At 44.6% G+C, this 20,575-nt stretch carries 17 protein-coding genes; all 17 read right to left on the bottom strand.

The genetic code is table 11. The features are described from left to right. Positions 1-263: 263 nt before the first annotated feature. Positions 264-1,202 carry a translation elongation factor Ts gene (gene tsf / locus CCC17_RS12560; RefSeq protein ID WP_173741048.1) on the bottom strand — a complete coding sequence of 313 codons (939 nt, stop codon included), beginning with the start codon at positions 1,200-1,202 and terminating at the stop codon, positions 264-266. A 36-nt stretch (positions 1,203-1,238) separates the two neighbouring features. Further along, positions 1,239-1,982, bottom strand: coding sequence for a 30S ribosomal protein S2 (gene rpsB / locus CCC17_RS12555; RefSeq protein WP_044960678.1), 744 nt, complete (start codon positions 1,980-1,982; stop codon positions 1,239-1,241). Positions 1,983-2,161: 179 nt separating this feature from the next. Next, entirely contained in the window at positions 2,162-2,929 is a 768-nt protein-coding gene (locus tag CCC17_RS12550) for a pseudouridine synthase (protein ID WP_279031404.1), read from the bottom strand. After that, positions 2,929-5,112, bottom strand: coding sequence for a DUF6449 domain-containing protein (locus CCC17_RS12545; RefSeq protein ID WP_173733209.1), 2,184 nt, complete (start codon positions 5,110-5,112; stop codon positions 2,929-2,931). The genes CCC17_RS12550 and CCC17_RS12545 overlap by 1 nt, the downstream gene beginning before the upstream one ends. Further along, entirely contained in the window at positions 5,087-5,989 is a 903-nt protein-coding gene (locus CCC17_RS12540) for an ABC transporter ATP-binding protein (protein ID WP_021650396.1), read from the bottom strand. Before CCC17_RS12540 ends, CCC17_RS12545 begins: the two co-directional genes overlap by 26 nt. Next, complete coding sequence (locus CCC17_RS12535; protein WP_279200381.1) at positions 5,982-6,356, bottom strand: GntR family transcriptional regulator; 375 nt, start codon at positions 6,354-6,356, stop codon at positions 5,982-5,984. Before CCC17_RS12535 ends, CCC17_RS12540 begins: the two co-directional genes overlap by 8 nt. Before the next feature lie 280 nt (positions 6,357-6,636). After that, positions 6,637-7,431, bottom strand: coding sequence for a CPBP family intramembrane glutamic endopeptidase (locus CCC17_RS12530; RefSeq protein ID WP_022427116.1), 795 nt, complete (start codon positions 7,429-7,431; stop codon positions 6,637-6,639). A gap of 32 nt (positions 7,432-7,463) precedes the next feature. Next, positions 7,464-8,111, bottom strand: coding sequence for an HAD family hydrolase (locus CCC17_RS12525; RefSeq protein WP_059085566.1), 648 nt, complete (start codon positions 8,109-8,111; stop codon positions 7,464-7,466). A gap of 46 nt (positions 8,112-8,157) precedes the next feature. Then, positions 8,158-9,066, bottom strand: a complete 909-nt coding sequence (locus tag CCC17_RS12520) for a hypothetical protein (RefSeq protein ID WP_287083207.1) — start codon at positions 9,064-9,066, stop codon at positions 8,158-8,160. Beyond that, positions 9,044-10,285 carry a serine/threonine protein kinase gene (locus CCC17_RS12515; protein WP_279201404.1) on the bottom strand — a complete coding sequence of 414 codons (1,242 nt, stop codon included), beginning with the start codon at positions 10,283-10,285 and terminating at the stop codon, positions 9,044-9,046. Before CCC17_RS12515 ends, CCC17_RS12520 begins: the two co-directional genes overlap by 23 nt. 275 nt (positions 10,286-10,560) lie before the next feature. After that, complete coding sequence (argS, locus tag CCC17_RS12510) at positions 10,561-12,327, bottom strand: arginine--tRNA ligase (protein ID WP_287083206.1); 1,767 nt, start codon at positions 12,325-12,327, stop codon at positions 10,561-10,563. Positions 12,328-12,366: 39 nt separating this feature from the next. Beyond that, the gene (locus CCC17_RS12505; RefSeq protein WP_015524658.1) at positions 12,367-13,236 is read right to left on the bottom strand and encodes a DegV family protein; all 870 of its coding nucleotides are present in this window, start codon (positions 13,234-13,236) and stop codon (positions 12,367-12,369) included. A 297-nt stretch (positions 13,237-13,533) separates the two neighbouring features. Further along, entirely contained in the window at positions 13,534-15,150 is a 1,617-nt protein-coding gene (gene ptsP, locus CCC17_RS12500; RefSeq protein WP_015524657.1) for a phosphoenolpyruvate--protein phosphotransferase, read from the bottom strand. 269 nt (positions 15,151-15,419) lie between these two features. Next, positions 15,420-16,682, bottom strand: coding sequence for an ABC transporter permease (locus tag CCC17_RS12495; RefSeq protein WP_021650388.1), 1,263 nt, complete (start codon positions 16,680-16,682; stop codon positions 15,420-15,422). Positions 16,683-16,703: 21 nt separating this feature from the next. Beyond that, positions 16,704-18,785 (bottom strand): hypothetical protein, encoded by a 2,082-nt coding sequence (locus CCC17_RS12490; protein WP_110102462.1) that lies wholly within the window; start codon positions 18,783-18,785, stop codon positions 16,704-16,706. Positions 18,786-18,789: 4 nt separating this feature from the next. Further along, the gene (locus CCC17_RS12485; RefSeq protein WP_015524653.1) at positions 18,790-19,461 is read right to left on the bottom strand and encodes an ABC transporter ATP-binding protein; all 672 of its coding nucleotides are present in this window, start codon (positions 19,459-19,461) and stop codon (positions 18,790-18,792) included. Then, the coding region (locus CCC17_RS12480) for an efflux RND transporter periplasmic adaptor subunit (protein WP_287083205.1) at positions 19,458-20,575 on the bottom strand (1,118 nt) is incomplete at its 5' end. The genes CCC17_RS12480 and CCC17_RS12485, both read right to left, overlap by 4 nt.

Genomic DNA, 20,575 nt, shown 5'->3' with positions numbered 1-20,575 from the left:
ATTTGTAAAGTGTAAATTTTTTATTTAAATTCCACCGCCCTACCACTGTTATATATAAAACAAGGGTGAGAAGCCTGATTTTCAGGCTTGCCACCCTTGCATATCATAGAAGAATCTTATTTACAGACTTTTTCTCACAGTCTCGAATTTATTCCCCAATACGCAAAAAAACCTTGAATCATCCCATTTTCATAGGAAATTCAAGGTTTTTCATTGATTTACATGATAAAATTACGATTCAAATTCTTATGCGAACTGTAAGATTATGCGTTCATCTGTTTTGCAACTTCCTCAGCGAAGTTCTCTTCTTTCTTCTCAAGGCCATCGCCTGTCTCGTAGCGAACGAAGCCTTTGATCTGGATCTTAGCGCCGTTCTCTTTTGCTACCTGCTCTACGTATTTAGCAACGGACTGTTTTCCGTCCTCTGCTTTTACGTATGTCTGGTCAAGAAGGCAGATCTCTTTGAGCTCTTTCTTGATACGTCCTGTGATCATTCCCTCGATAACCTTAGCCGGTTTCTGGGACTCCTTCGGGTCGTTCTGGATCTGAGCCATAAGGATCTCTTTCTCATGCTCGATATAGTCAGCGCTTACTTCCTTGTCGCTTGTGTACTGCGGTTTCAGAGCTGCGATCTGCATAGCTACGTTCTTAGCCATCTCTTTAACAGCATCGTTAACAACATCTGTCTCAACGTCTACAAGAACGCCGATCTTTCCACCCATATGAGTGTAGGAAGCGATGAATCCGTTCTGCTCCTCAACCTGAGCAAATCTACGGATGTTCATGTTCTCGCCGATTACTGCGATCTGAGCTGCAAGAGCCTCTTTTACAGTCTTAGTTGTATCAAGTGCCCATGCCTCAGCAAGGAAAGCATCGATATCAGCTGCTGTTGTGTTAAGTGCCTGTGCTGCAACATCTGCAACATAGCTCTGGAATTTCTCATTCTTTGCAACGAAGTCTGTCTCAGCATTAACCTCAACAACGACTGCTTTCTTTCCATCCTCTGTTACCAGAGTTTTGCAAAGACCCTCTGCTGCGATACGGCTTGCTTTCTTCTGTGCTGTAGCAAGACCCTTCTCACGCAGGAACTCAACTGCTTTATCCATATCACCATCTGTAGATGTAAGAGCTTTCTTACAATCCATCATTCCGGCGCCGGTCATCTCTCTTAACTCTTTTACCTGTGCTGCTGTAATAGCCATTGTTCGTTTCCTCCTGAAATATTCTGTTTATACGAATTATTCCTCTGTAGCTGCAAACTCCTCAGACTCAGCCTCGATCTCGCCATCTGCCTCAGCAGTTCCCTGCTTAGCCTCGATAACAGCGTCAGCCATCTTGGAAACGATGAGTTTTACTGCACGGATAGCATCGTCATTTCCCGGGATCACATAGTCAAGCTCTTCCGGATCACAGTTAGTATCGCAGATACCGATAAGCGGGATTCCAAGTGTATGAGCCTCCTGTACGCAGATTCTCTCTTTCTTAGGATCTACGATAAAGATAGCATCCGGGATTCTCTTCATCTCTTTGATTCCGCCAAGGTTCTTCTGAAGCTTAACAAGCTCTTTGCGAAGCTCGATAACTTCTTTCTTAGGAAGTACGTCGAATGTTCCATCAGCTTCCATTGTCTCGATCTCTTTCAGTCTTGCGATACGGCTCTGGATTGTCTTGAAGTTTGTAAGCATACCACCAAGCCATCTCTCATTTACGAAGAACTCTCCACAACGCTCTGCCTCTGTACGGATAGCATCCTGAGCCTGTTTCTTAGTTCCTACGAAAAGGATGTGTCCACCGTTGGCAACGATATCTGCTACTGCATTGTAAGCATCGTCAACCATTCCTACAGACTGCTGAAGATCGATGATATAGATACCATTTCTCTCTGTGTAGATGTACGGAGCCATTTTAGGGTTCCATCTTCTTGTCTGATGTCCGAAATGAACACCTGCCTCTAAAAGCTGCTTCATTGAAATAACGCTCATGTCTTTTCTCCTTTTTGGTTAAATTCTTCCGCACAGGTCGCCTTCTCTCTGGACCCATCCTCACACCGTAGGGCACCATCCTTATAGAATCGCCGTGCGTGCTTATTTTTGCAACTTCTGAATTATAGCATAGAAAATCCCCTTATGTAAAGGGGATTTTTCCAATTTTTTTCTGTTTTTCAGCGGTTTCCGGCAGACTTCAGAAGCTCCAGCTCTTTTTCGGTGAGCGAACGATATTTTCCTGTCGGAAGATCTGAAGGAAGCGCCAGCGGCCCCATGGATAGTCTTTTCAAATAAGTTACTTTTTTTCCCAGTGCCTCCATCATCCGTTTTACCTGATGGAATTTTCCCTCGTGGATGGTAAGTCGGATCTCAGATTCCCAGTTCTTACCGGCTTCTGCAGATTCTGTACCGGACTCCCAGGTGGAAAGGATCTCCAGCCTTGCCGGTCGTGTGAGATCTTTTTCCCCGATATCCACGCCTTCTGCCAGCTTCACGACATCTTCTTCTGTCACTTTCCCGGATACTTTTGCATAGTAGGTCTTATCCACATGCTTTTTCGGAGAAAGAAGCTCGTGTGCCAGAGGACCGTCATCTGTGATCAGAAGAAAGCCTTCTGTATCTTTATCCAAGCGTCCCACCGGAAAAAGACCCTTTCTTCTGTCTTTCTCTTCAATGTAGTCGAGAACCGTTTTATCTCTGGAGTCCTCCGTTGCGCTGACACAGCCTGCCGGCTTGTTAAAAAGATAGTATACATATTCCGGTGCAGCATGGATCTCCTGCCCGTTCATAACCACCTGATCTTCTTCTGTTACTTTCAGCTCCGGTTTCTTCACAGGTTTCCCGTTAACCTGCACCTGACCCTTCTGTATGTATTTTTTTACCTCGCTTCTTGTACCTGCGCCGGCATCTGCCAGAAATTTATCTAGCCGGACTGGTTTTTCCATTAATCATTTACCTCCCATTCTGTTACATGGGCTGCCTTTGCATCTGCTTTGATAAAATCCGGGATCTCACCGGCAAATGTCATATAAAGTCCGGAATCCCCGCCGGTGCTCTCCTGTCCTTCCAGAACCACTTCCATTGTGGCATCTGCATTCCAGATAGTCCATCCGTTTACCAGCTGTGATGGACGGATACATTTTTTCAGAGCTTCCAGCTGTTCCTTTTTATCGTAACGGACTTTATAACCGTTATCTGTTTCTTCAAGATCCGAAATGGGCTCAGTGTCGGAAAAAACTTCATCATCTTCGCCGGCAGCTTCGGAGCTGAAGTAATAAACATCAATATACTCAACAGACAGCTTATCCATAGAAAGAGGATATCCTGTTTCTTCCAAAATTGCAAGTGTTCTCTTATATGCCGGATACACCAGAACGGAGGTAGACACCCTCTCTCCTTCCTGCACAGCCGGTACATTCATTCCCCATTCATCCATGTATCCTTCTGACGGAATTCCCGCATAATCGAACATCAGCATTGCACATGGCTGGTCTTTTACTGTCTGACCGCCGTTTTCCAGAATGTCCTTTCTCAACGCCTCTGCCAGCGCCTGACGCTTCTCTGCATTTTTCTCAAATAAGGTTTGAATATCTCCGTCACAGAAAATACCGGTGACCTCTTTCAGATACTGTTTGTCCAGCTGAAAAAATGAATATCTGTCTTCTTTCCATGTCTGCTCATCATACAGGGCTTCCATAAGATTCTGTGCCTGTGCAGAGGATACAATATAGCCTCTGCATACACTGAATCCCTGTTTATTTATGTAGCGCACATACATGCGCCTTCCTGATTTTTTTCCTTTTTCATTCTGAAGCCTGATATCCTTCAGACTGTTATATAATGCTTTACTTTTCATTACCGGCTGATCCAGCAGACCAGAACTATTGTCTGAGGTAGCAGTATACCGGATCTTATAGATTCCGTCTTCTTTTTTTTCCACATTGCAAAGCTGCTCTGCATATGAGAGATTGCTTACATTTATCACAACTCCCTGAAGATTGTCATAAGCCGGAAAATAACTGTCATATCCCAGAAGATCCATTTTCATGGTCAGCGCACAGATTGCCACAACACCTCCAAAGATCATAAGCTGCACTTTTCCGCGGAAAAATCTGCGAAAATCCATTTCATAGATCACTTCCAGAATTCCATGGACCAGGATCGTTCCCAGTATCATTCCGAAGATCCACCATGCTGTTTTGGATGAATCTTCCGGAATCATATAAAAGATCAGACCGATCCCCAGTCCGGATGGTATTGTGATCAGGGCACTTAAGACCGGCTCCATCCAGGTATATACCAGAGCTTTTCCGGTATTCTCTGACCTTCGTCTACAAAATGCCATCCAGGAAAGTGCTGCCATGATAAACAGCGTAAGGATCAGTATCAGCAACTGCTTTCCAAAGCTTCCGCTGCTGTATCTATCTATAAAGCTTACGATCACCATAAGAGGAGATCCCAGATTCCGCACTGCTGCCAGAATTCCGTAACTGCCCTCGTACCAGGTATCAAAAAATAAATGTCCGCTTAACTGCAGCATCACTGCCAGAACGATACTGTAGGTAAACAGCCCTGCCCATGCAAGTGCTCCCATCAACATGGTACCGGTGCAGGCGATCACCAGCACTGTGGAAAAATACACCAGAAGATACATCAGGAGATGGAGCACCAGCAGGATCAGTGCCTTTTTCATAATGGAAAGGCTGTAATATCCTCTGGCTGCCCCGATGCATACCGCAGCAAATTCCATGATCACATATGGCACCAGATAATAAAGAACAGCCAACAATACTCTGTGCAGAAACAGTGCACTTCGCTTTACCGGAAGGCTGTGATAGAAATCCACTTTTCTCGGGGAATACAGATACCAGAAGCCGCTTACTGCTGCAAAAAATGCGGTTACCGCAGCCACAGCTGCTCCCATTGTGAGAAAGTCACTGTTCCACAGGCTGGAATACAGATAGGAAAGCTGACTCTGAGTATAACTGCGCTCATTCCATTTTCCCATCAGAATAAGTTCCGCTACCGGAAATGCAAGGAGAAATGCGATCATGGCAAATGCCGGGATCCATCTTTGTCCTTTAGAAGAGGATTTCATATACTCACTGGAATAAATTTTTGACTTCATAGCCTGCCACCTCCGTTTCGCTGATAAATATTTCTTCCAGAGTCAGTGGGAGCACTTCGCAGAAAAGAGGATTTTTTGCCTGTATCTTCTCCATGATCTCTCTTCTTGTTCCCCTTGCAGTAATAAGCAACAGGGAGCCCTGATGCTCTGTTTTCAAAACATCCAGCTCTTTCTTTAATTCTTCTTCTTTCTTTTTGTCAGTAAGTACACACTGGATCTTATGGATGTGGAATTTCATATCCTCCAGATCTCTGGAAAGGAGAATTCCTCCCTGATGAAGAAGCCCGATGTGATCGCAGATATCTTCCAGCTCCCGAAGATTGTGGGAAGCGATCACCGGCGTAAATTCACGACTCATGATCTCCGATGCAAAAATACTTTTTACTGCCTGGCGCATTACCGGGTCCAGGCCATCAAAGGTTTCATCACAAAACAGATATTTCGTTCCTGTACTGATTCCCAGGATCACCAGAAGCTGTTTCTTCATTCCCTTGGAAAAAGTGCTGATTTTTCGTTTTCCATCCAGATGAAACTGCTTCATCATTGTCTCAAAACGCGCCTGCTGAAATCCCGGATAAATACAACGGTAAAATTCTGCCATGTCCAGAGCATTGTAATTTGCCGGAATATATGCATCGTCCGGGATGTAGAAAAAATGCTCTTTGATCCTTTCATTTTCAAAAACCGGTTCTTCATCCATCAGCACCTCTCCTCTGTCCTGACGGATGATCCCGGCCATGATACGAAGCAGAGTACTTTTTCCCGCACCGTTGGAACCGATCAGTCCAAAAACCTCCCGTTCCCCGATATCCATGGTGACCTTATTTACTGCCTGTATCTTACCAAAAGCTTTGCTACAGTTTTTTATCTCAATCATCGTTTCCCTCCTTATAGCATGAGCAGATCACATCAATCATTTCTTCCTCCCCTACTCCCAGAGCCATTCCCTTTTCTGTGATCTTTTTCAGCTCACTTAAGGTTTCTTCCACACCGATCTGCCTGATCCTGCTGCTGTCTGTGACAAAACTACCTTTTCCCTTCACCGGACAGATCAGCCCCTGCTGCTCCAGTTCCATATATGCCCGCTGGATGGTATTGGGATTGATGGATAATTCCACGGCCAGCTGCCGCACAGACGGCATCTTGGAAGATGGCTCCACAGCTCCTGACAGGATCAGCATCCGGAATTTCTCTACGATCTGTTCGTAAATGGGACGTCTGTCCTGATAGTCCAAGAATAACATACGACGCTCCTTTCTCTGTAATCTGTGTATTAAGTGTATTAATTCTTTTAATACACTTATGATAGCACATGATACAAAGGTACGCAAGAAATGGTCTCTTAAATAAATATAAAATCTATATAAATTTACCGGCAGCAAAAGATTCCGGCATATTTTTATAAAAAAAATCTGTAATGGCATCCTTATACTATGATTCCACTACAGATTCTCTGTAAAGCAAATATTCATCTATCACTCTGCCTGATCCAGTAGCAGGCAGACATTCGTGTTCCACATTGGATCAGACAGCCCGGTAGCCACGTTTTTCTCCCCGGCGTGCAAAATACTGATATCCTCCGATCATCGCTGCCGCAAAAACACCATAGATCATCAGAAGGCTTCCTGCTCCGGCTTTTTCCACCAGAGTCTGGGCGTATTCACTGAAAATAAGTATCCAGGTATTGGCTCCGATGTGCATCAGCACACTGGTCCACTTATTACCGCCCATCTCCAGAAACCACGCAGAAATCCCTCCCAGAACAAACGCATACACAGCCTGCAGGACATTTCCGTGATAAATTCCGAAAAACGCCGCAGAGATCACAGCGGAAACCAGCACTGAAAAGTGATCCCGAAGTCGCAGATAGATCAGCCAGCGAAAGATCATTTCTTCTGCAACAGGCGCTATGATTCCCATCCAGAAGATCATCATAAATAAACTCTTTCCTGAAGTAATCTTCGTCATCGTCTCTCCATAGCTGGATGAGATCCAGTTCTGCAGGATCGCCACTAGCACATTGGCATACTGGGCAAATCCGGCTCCAGCAGCAAGAAGAAGCAGCATTTCAGGAATAGATAGCCTTTGTTCCTCAACGGAAGTCAAACCGCCGATCAGCCTTCCTATACGATCCTTCCGATAAAAATATACTGCCGGAAACATAACCAACACTCCGGTAAGTCCGGTGATCACCAGCGTATAACTATAGTACCTTTCCTGTGCGTTGCCGACATGCCCTGCCAGCCAGAGAAGCACGGCGCTTCCGAGGATCTGTCCGATAAGATAATGGATTCCTGCCGGATAAAGCTCCCTCCACACTATTTGAAAAATATTCTGTCTGTGCAGAGGGGTCAGACGAAAAAATTCAGAAGTTCATCTGCGGAAGCTACGATCTGAAGAGGCTGTGCCTTTTCCAGTTCTTCTCTGCTTCCATATCCGTAAGATACAGCCACACACTGGATCCCGCATCGTCTGGCTCCAAGAATGTCATGTTCTCTGTCACCCACCATGATCACCTGGTCACGGTGGTCAGAAAGGCTCATTCTTTCCAGAGCTTCCTCGATCACCTGAGATTTGGTTACTTTCGGTCCATTGAGGTCCGTCCCGGCGATCACCTCAAAATACCGGCTCAGATTAAAATGGTCCATGATCTGTGTTACGTAAAAGGTCGGTTTCGCAGACGCCACTGCCAGCCGGTAGCCACGACGTTTCAGTTCTGCCAAAGTGTTTTCCACACCCGGATAAACGGTGTTCTCATACATTCCTTTTTCTGAATACCGCTCTCTGTAATATTCAATTCCCTTCTGTGCTGTCTCTTTATCAAATCCCGCATATTTCATAAACTGTTCCAGAAGCGGCGGACCCACAAAAACCTTCAATGGCTCCAGCTCCGGTGCCGAAACTCCAAGCTTCTCCAGTGCATACTGTACAGATTTCGTAATCCCCTCTCCGGATTCTGTCAGTGTTCCGTCCAGATCAAAAAAGATTGCCTTATACATAAATTCCTCCTGTTGTATAAAATAATCAGTAAGTATGCCTATTGTATCACTGTTTTTCTGGTAAGTCCATGGTTTCATAGTACAGCTTCCCGGATTTCACAAAACCTATGAGTTCTACTTTCCAGGGATTTCTGCTTTTTTTCGGTAATTCCGCCAGAAGCTTTTTTCCTTGCCAGTAAAAATCACATTCTTTTCCATTGATCCGAAATGAAAGGATCTGGAACGGAATATCCGGACTGATCTCTATCCGGATCCTGTTACCGTCTGTTTTCATTCGGATCACCGGTTTTTGCTCTTTTTCTTTTTTCCTATCCGACGTTCCTGTTGGTTCTGTCCGATAGTAAGATAATGCCGGATTTTGCTTCTTCTCCCTCTTTGATGCATCTGTCACTGACTTTCGAACTGGTTTTTGAGTCAACGTTACAGATGGACTTGCTGTCACTGTCTGTATGGGGATTGGTTGTTCAGTCAGTATTGGCAGTTTTGTTGGTATCGGCGTTTCCGTCAGTTTTTCCGCAGGTGTATCAGCTATCTCTACTTCTGCCGCAGTATTTCCATTTTCCATAAAGCTTTCTTCCTGAGAACGTACCTCATCTGTCTGAAAATCTAAATTCCATTGTGCAGACTCCTCCTGATCATTCTCTGATTCTACCCAGGCAGCGGAATACTCCTCAGTATTTCCTTCTTCTCTGTTCCAATTACTATCATCACTTCCTTCTCCTGCATAGCTTTCTTCCCAGTCTTCCGGCAGCTGTCCGGTTCCTTCTCCCACATTCATATCAAATCCGCCGGTATCAAAACTATCCATTCCTGACACATCAAATCCATAGACAGCAATGGAAGGGATCATCCAGCTGCATAAGACCAGCAGAAACAAAACAATAAAACAGGTTTTCCTACTAGGAATTTTCATTTCTTTTGGTTTTTTCTGATCACTTTCTCTTCTTTTTCTCATTGATCTCCTCCCAAAGCTGCAGATTTCTGCTTTCACTGTCATCCAGTAATTCCGCTTTTTCTTTCTCTTTATAATCTTCCCACAGCTTTCTGCTGGCCTCTTTCTGACCGGTCCGAATAAGAAACATCCCATATTCCCCGTAGGCCACAGGATATTCTGCATCATACAAAAGAAGATTTTCATAATATAAAGCCGCTTTTTCCGGTTCACACAAAAGCTCCGCATTCCATGCCAGCAATAGCTCAATACGACGCTGCTGTTCTTTTTCCCCATAATTTCTACTTAACCTCTGGAGTCTCTTTTCCGCTGCCATACAGCACTTTTCCCGATCTTTTGAGTCTTCCGGATACTGTCTGGCTTCGTAATACAAATCTGTTACTTCTGAGATCGCCACAGAAAATTCTTCCGTTTTCAGCAATCCTGCTATCAAGATCAGTGTTCCTATCAGAATCCCTGCAGCTGCCGCTTCCAGAAATCGTTTTCTCCAAGTGATCATCCGATATCTGTTTTCCAGCTTTTGGATTTTCTTCTGAACCACTGACATATCCGAATATCTGTATTTTTCCTGTTTTCTGGTACATCGGAACAGAAGCCAGAAAAAATCCGGATATAAAAACCACTGCCATTTCTTTTTTCCGCAAAGCTTTTCCAGGGTCTTCCCCAGAGCATAAATATCACTTCCCGGTCTTAAGTAGCCCTGATACTGCTCCGGCGCCGCATAGCCTTTCGTTCCTTCACAGATCTGTTTTCTTTTTCCATGATCGAACATGGCACTTCCAAGATCTATCAGATACAGATGCCCGGTTTCAGAAAACATAAGATTATCCGGTTTCAGGTCCCCGTAACAGACCGGTGGCTTCCGACTGTGAAGATATTCCAATACTCTGGCAATCTCCTTTCCCAGAGCAAGGATTTCCCGTAAAGAAAACCGTTTTCCTGAACGGAGAAGTTCTCCCAGCGACTGACCCTTGATATATTCCATGATCAGATAACAATACTCCCCTGTTTCCACATAATCGATAATCTTCGGTATTGCAGGATATTCCAGATGCTGCATGAGTCTGGCTTCTTTTTTCTTTGCGATCGGTATCTCTTTCACTGCACGGCAGATACCAAGCTCCATATCTTTTGCCAGATAAAGGCTTCCACCTCCGCCATGTCCAATTTGTTCTACAATGCAATAACGTTCTTTCAGAACATTTCCGATCAGACAGATCACCTTCCTCTCATTTCTGTCAGACAATATTTATGATTACGTTTCTTATTGATTTGGGATAATCCGGTGAATTCCGGTTTGAAAAAAATCAGATAACTTATAGTCAGGCAGAAATTCGTGATCTGCCCTCGTTTAGGATAAGTCCTATTATAGCACGTCCTGTTCTTTTTGCAAAGAACTTTCTATATAAAAAAGTCCGCCGAATATAGCAGACAAAAATGTCTCTTTATCCGGCGGTCTGTCATTATTCATAGTGTTTGTATCTGCAAAGCTATACCTTACATACGATCCGGTGCAGAGAATCCAAGAAGATCGATGCTTGTCTCAAGCACTCTTCTTGTAAGCTGGAGCAACTGAAGGAAGGATTCCTTCTGTGCCTGATCCTCTTCGCTTAAGATCTTGGTCTCATGGTAAAAGCTGTTAAATGCATTGGATACCTCATAGATATATGCACAGATCTTATGTGGTGCTTTTTCTTCAAAAGCGTTCTCAACCATTGCTGCAAAGCCGGAAAGCTGAAGCATCAGGTTCTTCTCACTGGCATTGACTGCCGGAAGGATCTTACCTGTACTTAAATCTCCTCCCTCCTGCACATAACGGTTCAGGATCGACTTAATACGAACGATAGTATAAAGGATATACGGACCTGTATTTCCCTCAAAGGATGTAAAGCGGTCAACATCAAAGATGTAATCCTTGGTCGCCTGGTTGGAAAGATCTCCGTATTTGATTGCGGAAAGTCCTACGATCTTGGCAGTATCCTTTGCATCTTTATCTTTTACACTGCGATTCTCCACGATCTTACGATACATTTCCTCATCAATATCTGCGATCAGATTCTCCAGACGCATAACACCGCCTTCTCTTGTCTTAAACGGTTTACCGTCTTTTCCATTCATGGTACCGAAACCAAGGAAGGAAAGCTTGGTCTCCGGATTTACAAGACCGGTTTTTCTTGCGCAGCGGAATACCTGGATAAAATGCAGCTCCTGACGCTTGTCAACAACATAAAGGATCTCATCCGGCTGAAAGAGTTTCATACGCTCTACGATAGTAGCAAGGTCTGTGGTCGTATAGAGAGAAGCTCCGTCTGATTTCAGAAGCATACATGGAGGAATCTCCTTGGTATCACTCTCTTCTTTTACATCTACAACAAGAGCGCCCTGATCCTCATAGGCAAATCCTCGCTTCTTCATATCCTCTACCATATCCGGAATGTATGGCTGTGCATCGGATTCTTTTTTCCAGAGGTCAAAATCTACGTTCAGATTCGCATAGTTTCTCTTAAGGTCTGTTACAGATACATTCATAATATGATTCCAGAGAGCCATGTATCCCTGTTTTCCCTGCTGAAGAAGATGGGTTGCCTCAAGTGCCTCATTACGGTAAGCCTCATCCTCTTTTGACTTCCCACTGGCACATGGATAGATCTCTTCCAGCTCGCTGATAGTAAACGGTGCTTCTGCCGGATATTCACCGGTAAAGCTGTCATCAAAATATACCAGCTCCGGTTTCCGGTGTTTCAGCTCGGTGATGATCAGTCCCATCTGAAGGCCCCAGTCTCCAAGATGTACATCACCGATCACCTTATGTCCTACAAAACGTCCGATACGCTTGATGCTCTCACCGATGATCGCAGAACGGAGATGTCCTACGTGAAGCGGCTTGGCAACGTTTGGTCCGCCATAGTCGATAATGATCGTCTTCGGATTCTTGGCAGTCTCAACAGAAAGCTTCTCGTCCTCTGCCATCTTATTCATGTATTCTGCAACAAATTCCGGTTTCACATCCAGGTTGATAAATCCAGGCTTTACAACTTCTGCTCTGGAAAAGATCCGGCTGTCTGACAGCTGTGCTACCACATCATCAGCGATCATAAACGGTGCCTTGTGATATGCTTTGGCTCCTGCCATAGCACCGTTACACTGATACTCACATAAGTCCGGTCTGTTGGAAACAGTAACTTTTCCGTAGGACGGATCATAACCTGCTTTTTCAAATGCTGCGGAAAGTTCTTCCGCCATCTGTTCCATAATCTTCTTCATGTTTCAAACTCCTCATATCTTTGTTTCTGTATTTTATGCTTATAACGTCACTTTTCTTGAACATGCGACTGCAAGGGCACCATAACCGATATGGCAGGCAACACTTAAGGAAAGGGGATCCATATGTATCTCCATTCCTGGAAATACCTCCTGGATCTCTTTTTTAAATTCTTCTGCTTCTTCCAGATTTCCTGTATAAGCAGCCTGAAGACACATCTCACCGTCAGATGCGTATTCCTTAAAACGTGTTTCCCAATCATTCTTCATTGCCTTCAGCATGGCACGTTTGGCCTGCTTCTTGCCACGGACCTTGGCGTAGGCATCCAGCTTCTCTCCCTGGATCTGAAGTACAGGCTTCAGGTTCAGAACTGTTCCGATGGCTGCTGCTGCCGGTGTGATCCTGCCACCTTTTTTCAGATATTTCAGGGTGTCAAGTGTGATATAAATACTGGAATCGAGTTTCTGATCTGTAAGGATCTTCTTGATCTCTGCAGCACTTTTTCCTGCCTCGGCAAGCATCTTAGCATCCATTACAGACTGTCTCTGTGTTACGGAAATCCGCTGATTATCCACTACCTGAACACGACCATTATAATCAATAGCAAGTCCCATTGCAGTAGAACAGGATGCACTCAATCCGCTTGACATCGGAATATGAACGATTTCCTCATAATCTCTCAGAAGCTTGTCCCACAGATCACAGAGATCAGCCGGACTTGGCTGAGATGTGGAGATCGGTTCATCCTTCTTAAGCTTCTCATAAAACTCTTCCTGTGTGAGAGTTACACCTTCAAGATACATTTTTTCATTAATATAAAACGGCATCGGTATCACATAAACGCCAAGCTCTTCGGCCTGGGCCTGTGTGATACCGCTGTTGCTGTCTGTTACAATGGCAATTTTGCCCATTCTTTCTCTCCTCCTGGTCTGTTATCTCACAGTTCAAAGAATTAATGCATCAGCCCCTGATGAACTAATTCTTTGAACTGCTGTAGAAAGCCATGATGTTAGTGTATCATATTTTTTTCTATATCACAATTGGAAATTTTCTGTGACCTTCGCTCACAAAAAACACCTCGCGGAATATTACCAGTGAACAGTAACCGCAAACAGTAACTAAAAAAAACAGCTGCCATACAAATATTTATGCACAGCAGCTGTCACACTATTTATCAAAAATATCCTTATCTATTTATGATCTGTGTTTTATTTCATTTCTCTTACGATCTTTCGAACCGGAAGAACAAATGTCGGAGATACGGACAACTCATCCAGTCCCATCTCTACAAATCTCTCAGTAAGTGTAGTGTCCGCACCAAGCTCACCACAGATTCCGGCCCAGATACCTTCTTTGTGTGCATTATCCACAACCATCTGGATCATACGGAGAACTGCCTCATGATGGGAATCATAAATGTTGTCAAGCTTTGCATTCTGACGGTCAATAGCCAGTGTATACTGGGTCAGATCATTGGTTCCGATACTGAAGAAATCAACCTCTTTTGCAAGAAGATCACTGATCATAACAGCTGCCGGAGTCTCGATCATGATACCCTGCTCCACGTCATCACGGAACGGGATCCCCTGTTCCTTAAGCTCTGCTTTTACTTCTGCTACAATAGCCTTGATCTGCTTCACCTCTGTTACAGAGATGATCATCGGATACATGATGGAAATATTTCCGAACATGCTTGCACGGAAAAGCGCTCTCAGCTGTGTCTTAAATACTTCCGGACGGTCCAGACAGATACGGATCGCACGATATCCCATTGCAGGGTTCTCCTCATGCGCCATATTAAAATAATCGATCTGCTTGTCCGCTCCGATATCCAGAGTACGAATGATAACTTTTTTGCCGGCCATATTCTGAGCTACGGTCTTGTAAACCTGGAACTGCTCTTCCTCTGTAGGATAGTCTTCTTTTTCCAGGTATACGAACTCACTTCGGAAAAGTCCGATGCCTTCCGCATCATTGGCAAGTACATTCGCAACATCACCTGTACTTCCGATGTTGGCATAAAGGTGGAGCTTACGACCGCTCTTGGTAACAGTTTCTTTACCTTTCAGTTCTTTGAGCATTGCACGCTGTGCAAGTTCATCGGCACGCATATCCTCATATTTTTTAAGGGTCTCTGCATCCGGCTCAACGATCAGATTTCCGCTCTTTCCGTCTACGACTGCCATCTTACCGTCCATGGACTCATCGTATTCAATATTGATCAGCGCCGGAATATTCATGGTTCTCGCAAGAATCGCAGTATGTGAGTTAGAAGAACCTTTTCTTGTGACAAAAGCAAGAACCTTGCTCTTATCCATCTGTACAGTCTCACTTGGTGCAAGATCCTCTGCAACCACGATCACCGGCTCGGATGCTTCAAGCTCTCCATCTCCATGGCCGGAAAGCACACGTACCAGACGGTCTGAGATATCCTTTACATCAGCTGCTCTTGCTTTCATATAATCGTCGTCCATCTGTGCGAACATTGATGAGAAGTTATCACCAGTTGTTGCAACCGCATATTCTGCATTTACAGACTCTGTACGGATAATGTTGTGGATGGAATCCAGATAGTCATCATCATCCAGCATCATCTGATGAACCTCAAAGATTGCCGCTCCGGACTCTCCAACTTCCTGAAGAGCCTTGTCATAAAGCTTCTGAAGCTGTGCCACAGCCTGCTCTCTGGCTGCCTCCACACGCTTTACCTCTTCTTCCGGATCCTCCACGTGAACACGTTTAACACTGGCGTCAACTTTCTGGAGGATTGAGATCTTACCGATCGCAATACCGGAAAATACAGATTTACCTTCCAAAACCTTCATGAAATTATCTCCTTCTGTTTTTATATTTGCCCACTTATGGTGTATTATATCATACTATCCAAAGATTCTGCCACGATTTTTTTATGATCTCTAAAAAACCTGTAAAAACTCTATTTATACTTTCTTTTTTTGTCATATATACAGCAAAAGTGACAAAATAAAGACCGCAGAGCTTCATAAAACCTGAACAATACTTTCAGATATAAAAATAAGCATCTGCCGCCGGAATCCTTCCGGCAATTGCAGATGCTATATGTATGTATATCTTTTTATTCACTTCGAAGGGCATCGATCGGATTAAGATTAGCTGCCTTTACAGATGGGAGAAGTCCGAAGATCAGACCGATCAGCATGGAAAATACCACCGAACCGATAATTGCCGGAACGCTGATGGCTGTTGGTGCTCCTGACACCTGAGACACCATTTTTGACAGGATGATCCCAAGGACCACACCAATGATTCCTCCGATACTGGTCAGCACCGAAGCTTCCGTCAGAAACTGTCCCAGGATCACTTTTTTTCTTGCTCCGATAGCTTTTTTCAGTCCGATTTCGCTGGTACGTTCTGTGACAGATACAAGCATAATATTCATAACACCGATACCACCAACAAGCAGGGAGATACTTGCGATCCAGATCAGCTGCTGATTGGTACTTTCGCTGAGCTTCTGGAGATTCTTAACCTTCTCCATAATGTCTTCCGCTTTATATTTAAAGTTCGATTTGTTTTTTTCATTCTGGATTCCTGTATTCAGAATATCCTCTGCTGCTTTTCCTACAGAACTCATATTATCTGTGCTGTCTGCACGGACTGTCACATTTTGCGGCTGATCAAATTTAAATGCAACAGGCCAGGTAGTATCCGGGATCATCACGCTTCCCATGATCGTCTGCGAATATTCCTCGTATTCAGAAATCGTATTGATCTTCGGCATGCTGTCCTCACTCTGAGTGATCACACCTACAATGATATACGGTTCTGATCCCACCTCAATGGTTTTCCCTACAGGGCTCTCACTTCCGAAAATATTCTGTGCAGCATTGGAATCCACAAGAGCAACCTTTCGGTAGCTGTCATAATCTTTTTGTACAAATCCCCGCCCGGACTGGACCAGGTATCCCATCGTTTTCAGATAATTGCTGTCGATCCCGTACACGGTTCCGCCCTGAAAGCTTGTGTTTTTATAATAAACACTGGCAGACTGGCTACTGTAATAAAATGTAGAACTGATCACATGATCCAAGTCTCCGATCGCCGTTTTCTGGGAATCAGAAATAACCGGCGGTGTGGCCGAGCTTCCGTAAGAACCATAATCCATATCGTATGTACTGTCTCCGTCATAGAGCATAACCTGTACGGTATTGTTTCCGGACCCGATCAGATCTTCCTTGATCTGCTCACTGGTACCTTTGATCGTAGATACAATTGCAATAATAGATGCAATACCAATAATAATACCCAGCATGGTCAGAAAGGATCTCATCTTATGTGACCATATTCCCTGAAAAGCCAGGCGTATATTTTCAAACATGAAATTTCTCCTTCCTGTTATTTATTCATTGTACATATCATCCAAAGTCACTTCTTTTGTCTTGGCTCCCTCCTTCACGGCATCACCATATGGGAAAGCAAGAAGATCATCGGATTTCAGACCTGAAGTTACAACTGCATAATATCCGCTGTTTACAATGCTTCCCACTGTGATCTGCTGCTTTTTCAGTGTTCCCTTCACGTCTTTGTATACATAGCTGGTTCCATTTTCCGTACGGATAAATGCCTTCATCACAACCATACTGCCTTCGGCAAGTTTATTTGACTTCAGAGATACCGTCACATAATCCTGGTCGGTAAACTGCAATGAACGATCTGTGATCTCTGCATTAAAGGTGTAATACGATACATTGGGATTAGAATCTCCACCATAATAAGCATTTGAAGAATCCACCGGGTAATCGGATACATTCAGTACCTTCGCCTCAAAGCTGCCGGAATTATAACTGGTACACTGAAGAAGTGTTCCCTCCTTCATCTGATCCAGCATCAGTTCGCTGACCGTTCCGGTAACATAAAAACCATCTTTGCTTTTTACTTTCAGAAAAGCATCTCCATTATAAGAACCTGTGACTTCATCTCCGATGTAAGCAACCGTTCCATCCAGTTTGCTTGTTATCAGCTTGTTTTTTATTTTGTTCTCCAGCTTAGTGATTTTCAGATTATTTTCCTCAATATCCAGTTTCAAACTTGCGATCTTGTTTTTCTGGATCTTGATCGCATCCTCTCTTGACATGGTTGTGCCATCAGTACCGTCATCTCCATCACCGCTGTCATCCGGTATCTCATCATCATTTTTGTCATATTTGGAAGCCTCGTCCAGTGTAAATTCTGTTTCCGCATACATATATACCGGATTTTCAAGAAGACTTCCATCGATCAGATAATATCCTGTACAGGAAAGTGTTCTGTCCTGAAAATCAGCAATGGTATCATTCTCATGAAACTCCAGCTGGAACCAGCTGCCGCCTTTCTGGACCACTTTGGTTCCATCCTCACTGTATCCCGCCATTCTGTTAAAGAAGGATCCCATCACCGTAACTTTGCCTTTGGCACTGCTTACAAGAAAAACATAGGGATCTTCTTCCGTACCGGTTCCTGTAAACGGCTGAGAAGTATAATCCAGCTTCTGATAAAATTCCGGTTCACCATCTGTGATCCCCGGAATTTCCGGTTCTGTTATATTGGGATCAGGAAGCTCATTGGGTCCCAGTGTGGGAGTCGGTGTCGGAGATACCGTTGGGGTGTCATCTTCTCCGGAACCCCAGTCCGTAGTCTCTCCGTCTGTAATATCATTGGCAGTAGGATCCTGGTAGGTCGGATCCATGATCAGATCCTCATCGGATGCAGTTGTATCCTCTTCCATATCCGCTGTGTCATCTCCGGTCATCTGCTCTGTTTCACTGTCCGTCGTTTCTCCGGACGGCATTTCTTCGGTAACTTCCTCTGCAGAATCTTCAAGATCTCCTTCTGTATCTGTAAAGGCACTGAGAAGTAATGGCCTGGAGGAAGCCGCTGCAAGATAGCTACCATCTGTAGTAGCCGCGGAACCGGTAGTTGACTGCATATCCTCGTCTCCGTCACTTCCGGAAGGTGTATCGGTATTTGTCATTTCTCCGTCACCTCCTGTATCACCACCTGTAAGATTCAGGTCCGTATCATCAGTACTGTCTGTACTGTCTTCGATGGGACCTCCATTCTGAAGACTTGTCAGACGGTTCTGTGCTTTGGTCAGATCCTGCTCCTGCTTCTGCTGTTTCAGCTTTGCAATATTCAGTTCCATCTCTACAAGTGTCATATCAAAGGAGATCAGATTATCGCCTTTTTTTACATCATCACCCTGGGATACATATATTTTCTCGATGATCATATCTTTATCCATATTTACATTCTGAGAAACATTCGTGGTGATGGTTCCATCCAGTGTTGTCTCCGAATACCAGTCCGTCTGAAGATTGCTGACGCTGGTTACCGGCACCTCTGTTACCTTGGATTCTTTCACATGCATAAGCCCTGTGTAGATTCCTCCGGCTGCCAATGCCGCAACCAGTACACCAACGATCACTCTCTTCACCACTTTCATTCTATCACCTCTTTTCCTGCAGCTCACCGTCACGGATCATAACAACCCGTTTGGCATGTGCCGCGATCTCCGGGTCATGTGTGATCATCAGCACAGAAACTCCCTCATCGTTCAGCTTCTGAAACAGTTCCATAACCTGTGCCCCCGATTTCGTATCCAGTGCCCCGGTAGGCTCATCTGCAAGCAAAAGCTTGGGATTGTTTACGATCGCTCTTGCAATAGCCACTCTCTGCATCTGTCCTCCGGAAAGCTGGTTGGGCTTAAAATCCACCCTGTCGGCAAGGCCTACACGCTCCAGAGCTTTTCGTGCACGTTCCCGGCGCTCCTTTTTGGGAACCCTTGCATAATTCAGCGGCAGTTCCACATTTGTCAACGCACTCTGCCTTGGAAGGAGATGAAAGCTCTGAAATACAAATCCGATCGTTTTCAGACGGATATCTGACATCTCATTCTCTGTACATTTGGCAATATCTTCTCCATTCAGGAGAAAAGTTCCCTTGGTAGGTTTGTCCAGGCATCCAATAATATTCATCAGTGTAGTCTTTCCGGAACCGGAAGGTCCCATGATCGCCACATATTCTCCCTCCTCCATGGAAAAATCTACATCTTTCAATACAGGTACCGTCATTTTCCCCTGTTGATAATCCTTATATATTCCTTTTAAATCCAAAATCATTCTGTCGGCGCTCCTTCCATCGGAACAAGGTCATCTCCCGAAGAAATATCGTCTGTCGCATCCATCATGTCACTGTCGATCGCTCCATCTTCGATCATTTCAGGCTCTGAGCCATCACTTTCCGTGTACGCAGAATCATCAATACTTTCATCATCCTCGGAATCATCCCACATCGCCGCTGTAGTCTGATCTGCAGTACCTTCTGTGACAGACATACCTTCTTTCAGCTCATCTGTCGGAAATGCGATCTTATCTTTTTCAGAAAGTCCGTCTGCGATCTCATATTCCCCAAGATCTTCATCATACTGTCCTAATATGACATCTCTCTTCTCCAGCTTGTTCTGACCGTTTGCGATCCAGACATATGGGCTGTCTGTATCCGCATCCACGATAAAATAATCGTTCAGCCAGATACCGGACTTCTTCTCATCCTGTCCTTCGTCCGGTTCAATATACACATGCTGCCCCAGCATCAGACCCTCAGATGAATCCAGATTCACATAAAACGGATAGGTACTGGATGATGTCTGATCATCACTGGCACTGGACATTCCGAACATTGCCATATCCGAACTGCTGTTGCTGGTAGAATTATCCATGTCAACAGAGCCCATGGTGCCCTTCCAGGTTTTTGAAGAATCCACTCTGGAACGGATGATCACAGGTGTCCCCTCTATGATCGAATCACGGTTTATTTCATTTACCGTTCCCTTTACACGATAAGCGCCTGTGCTCAGGATCGTGATAAATGCATTGCCGGAACTGTCTCCGGAACTGGAATCTGTGGAATCCGTCGTGCCTTCTGTCAGCGTATCCTCCACGCCCTCAGAATCATCACCGCCCATCTTGGAGGTATCGATCTTCTGGATCACTCCATCGATCTCACTGCGCACCTCGGTATTCTGCGTTGCCTGGGAAAGCTTATCGATTTCTGCCTGTTTGCTTTTCTGATCATATTCATTCTTCTTGAGATTCATTTTCTGTGTTTCGATCTCTATTGTATAGGAAAGCTGATTATCCGCTGTAGCTTTCTTTTTCTCAGCTTCCAGTGTGGTGATCTGATCAGATATACTTAACTGTTCGTTTTTCAGGCGGTCCAAAGCCAGCTGTGCTT

Source organism: Blautia sp. LMAG:36 (assembly GCF_008680535.1).
Taxonomy (GTDB): Bacteria; Bacillota; Clostridia; order Lachnospirales; family Lachnospiraceae; genus Blautia_A; species Blautia_A fusiformis.
Note: the sequence above shows the minus strand (reverse complement) of the source record. Positions and strands in the feature narration are given on the sequence as shown.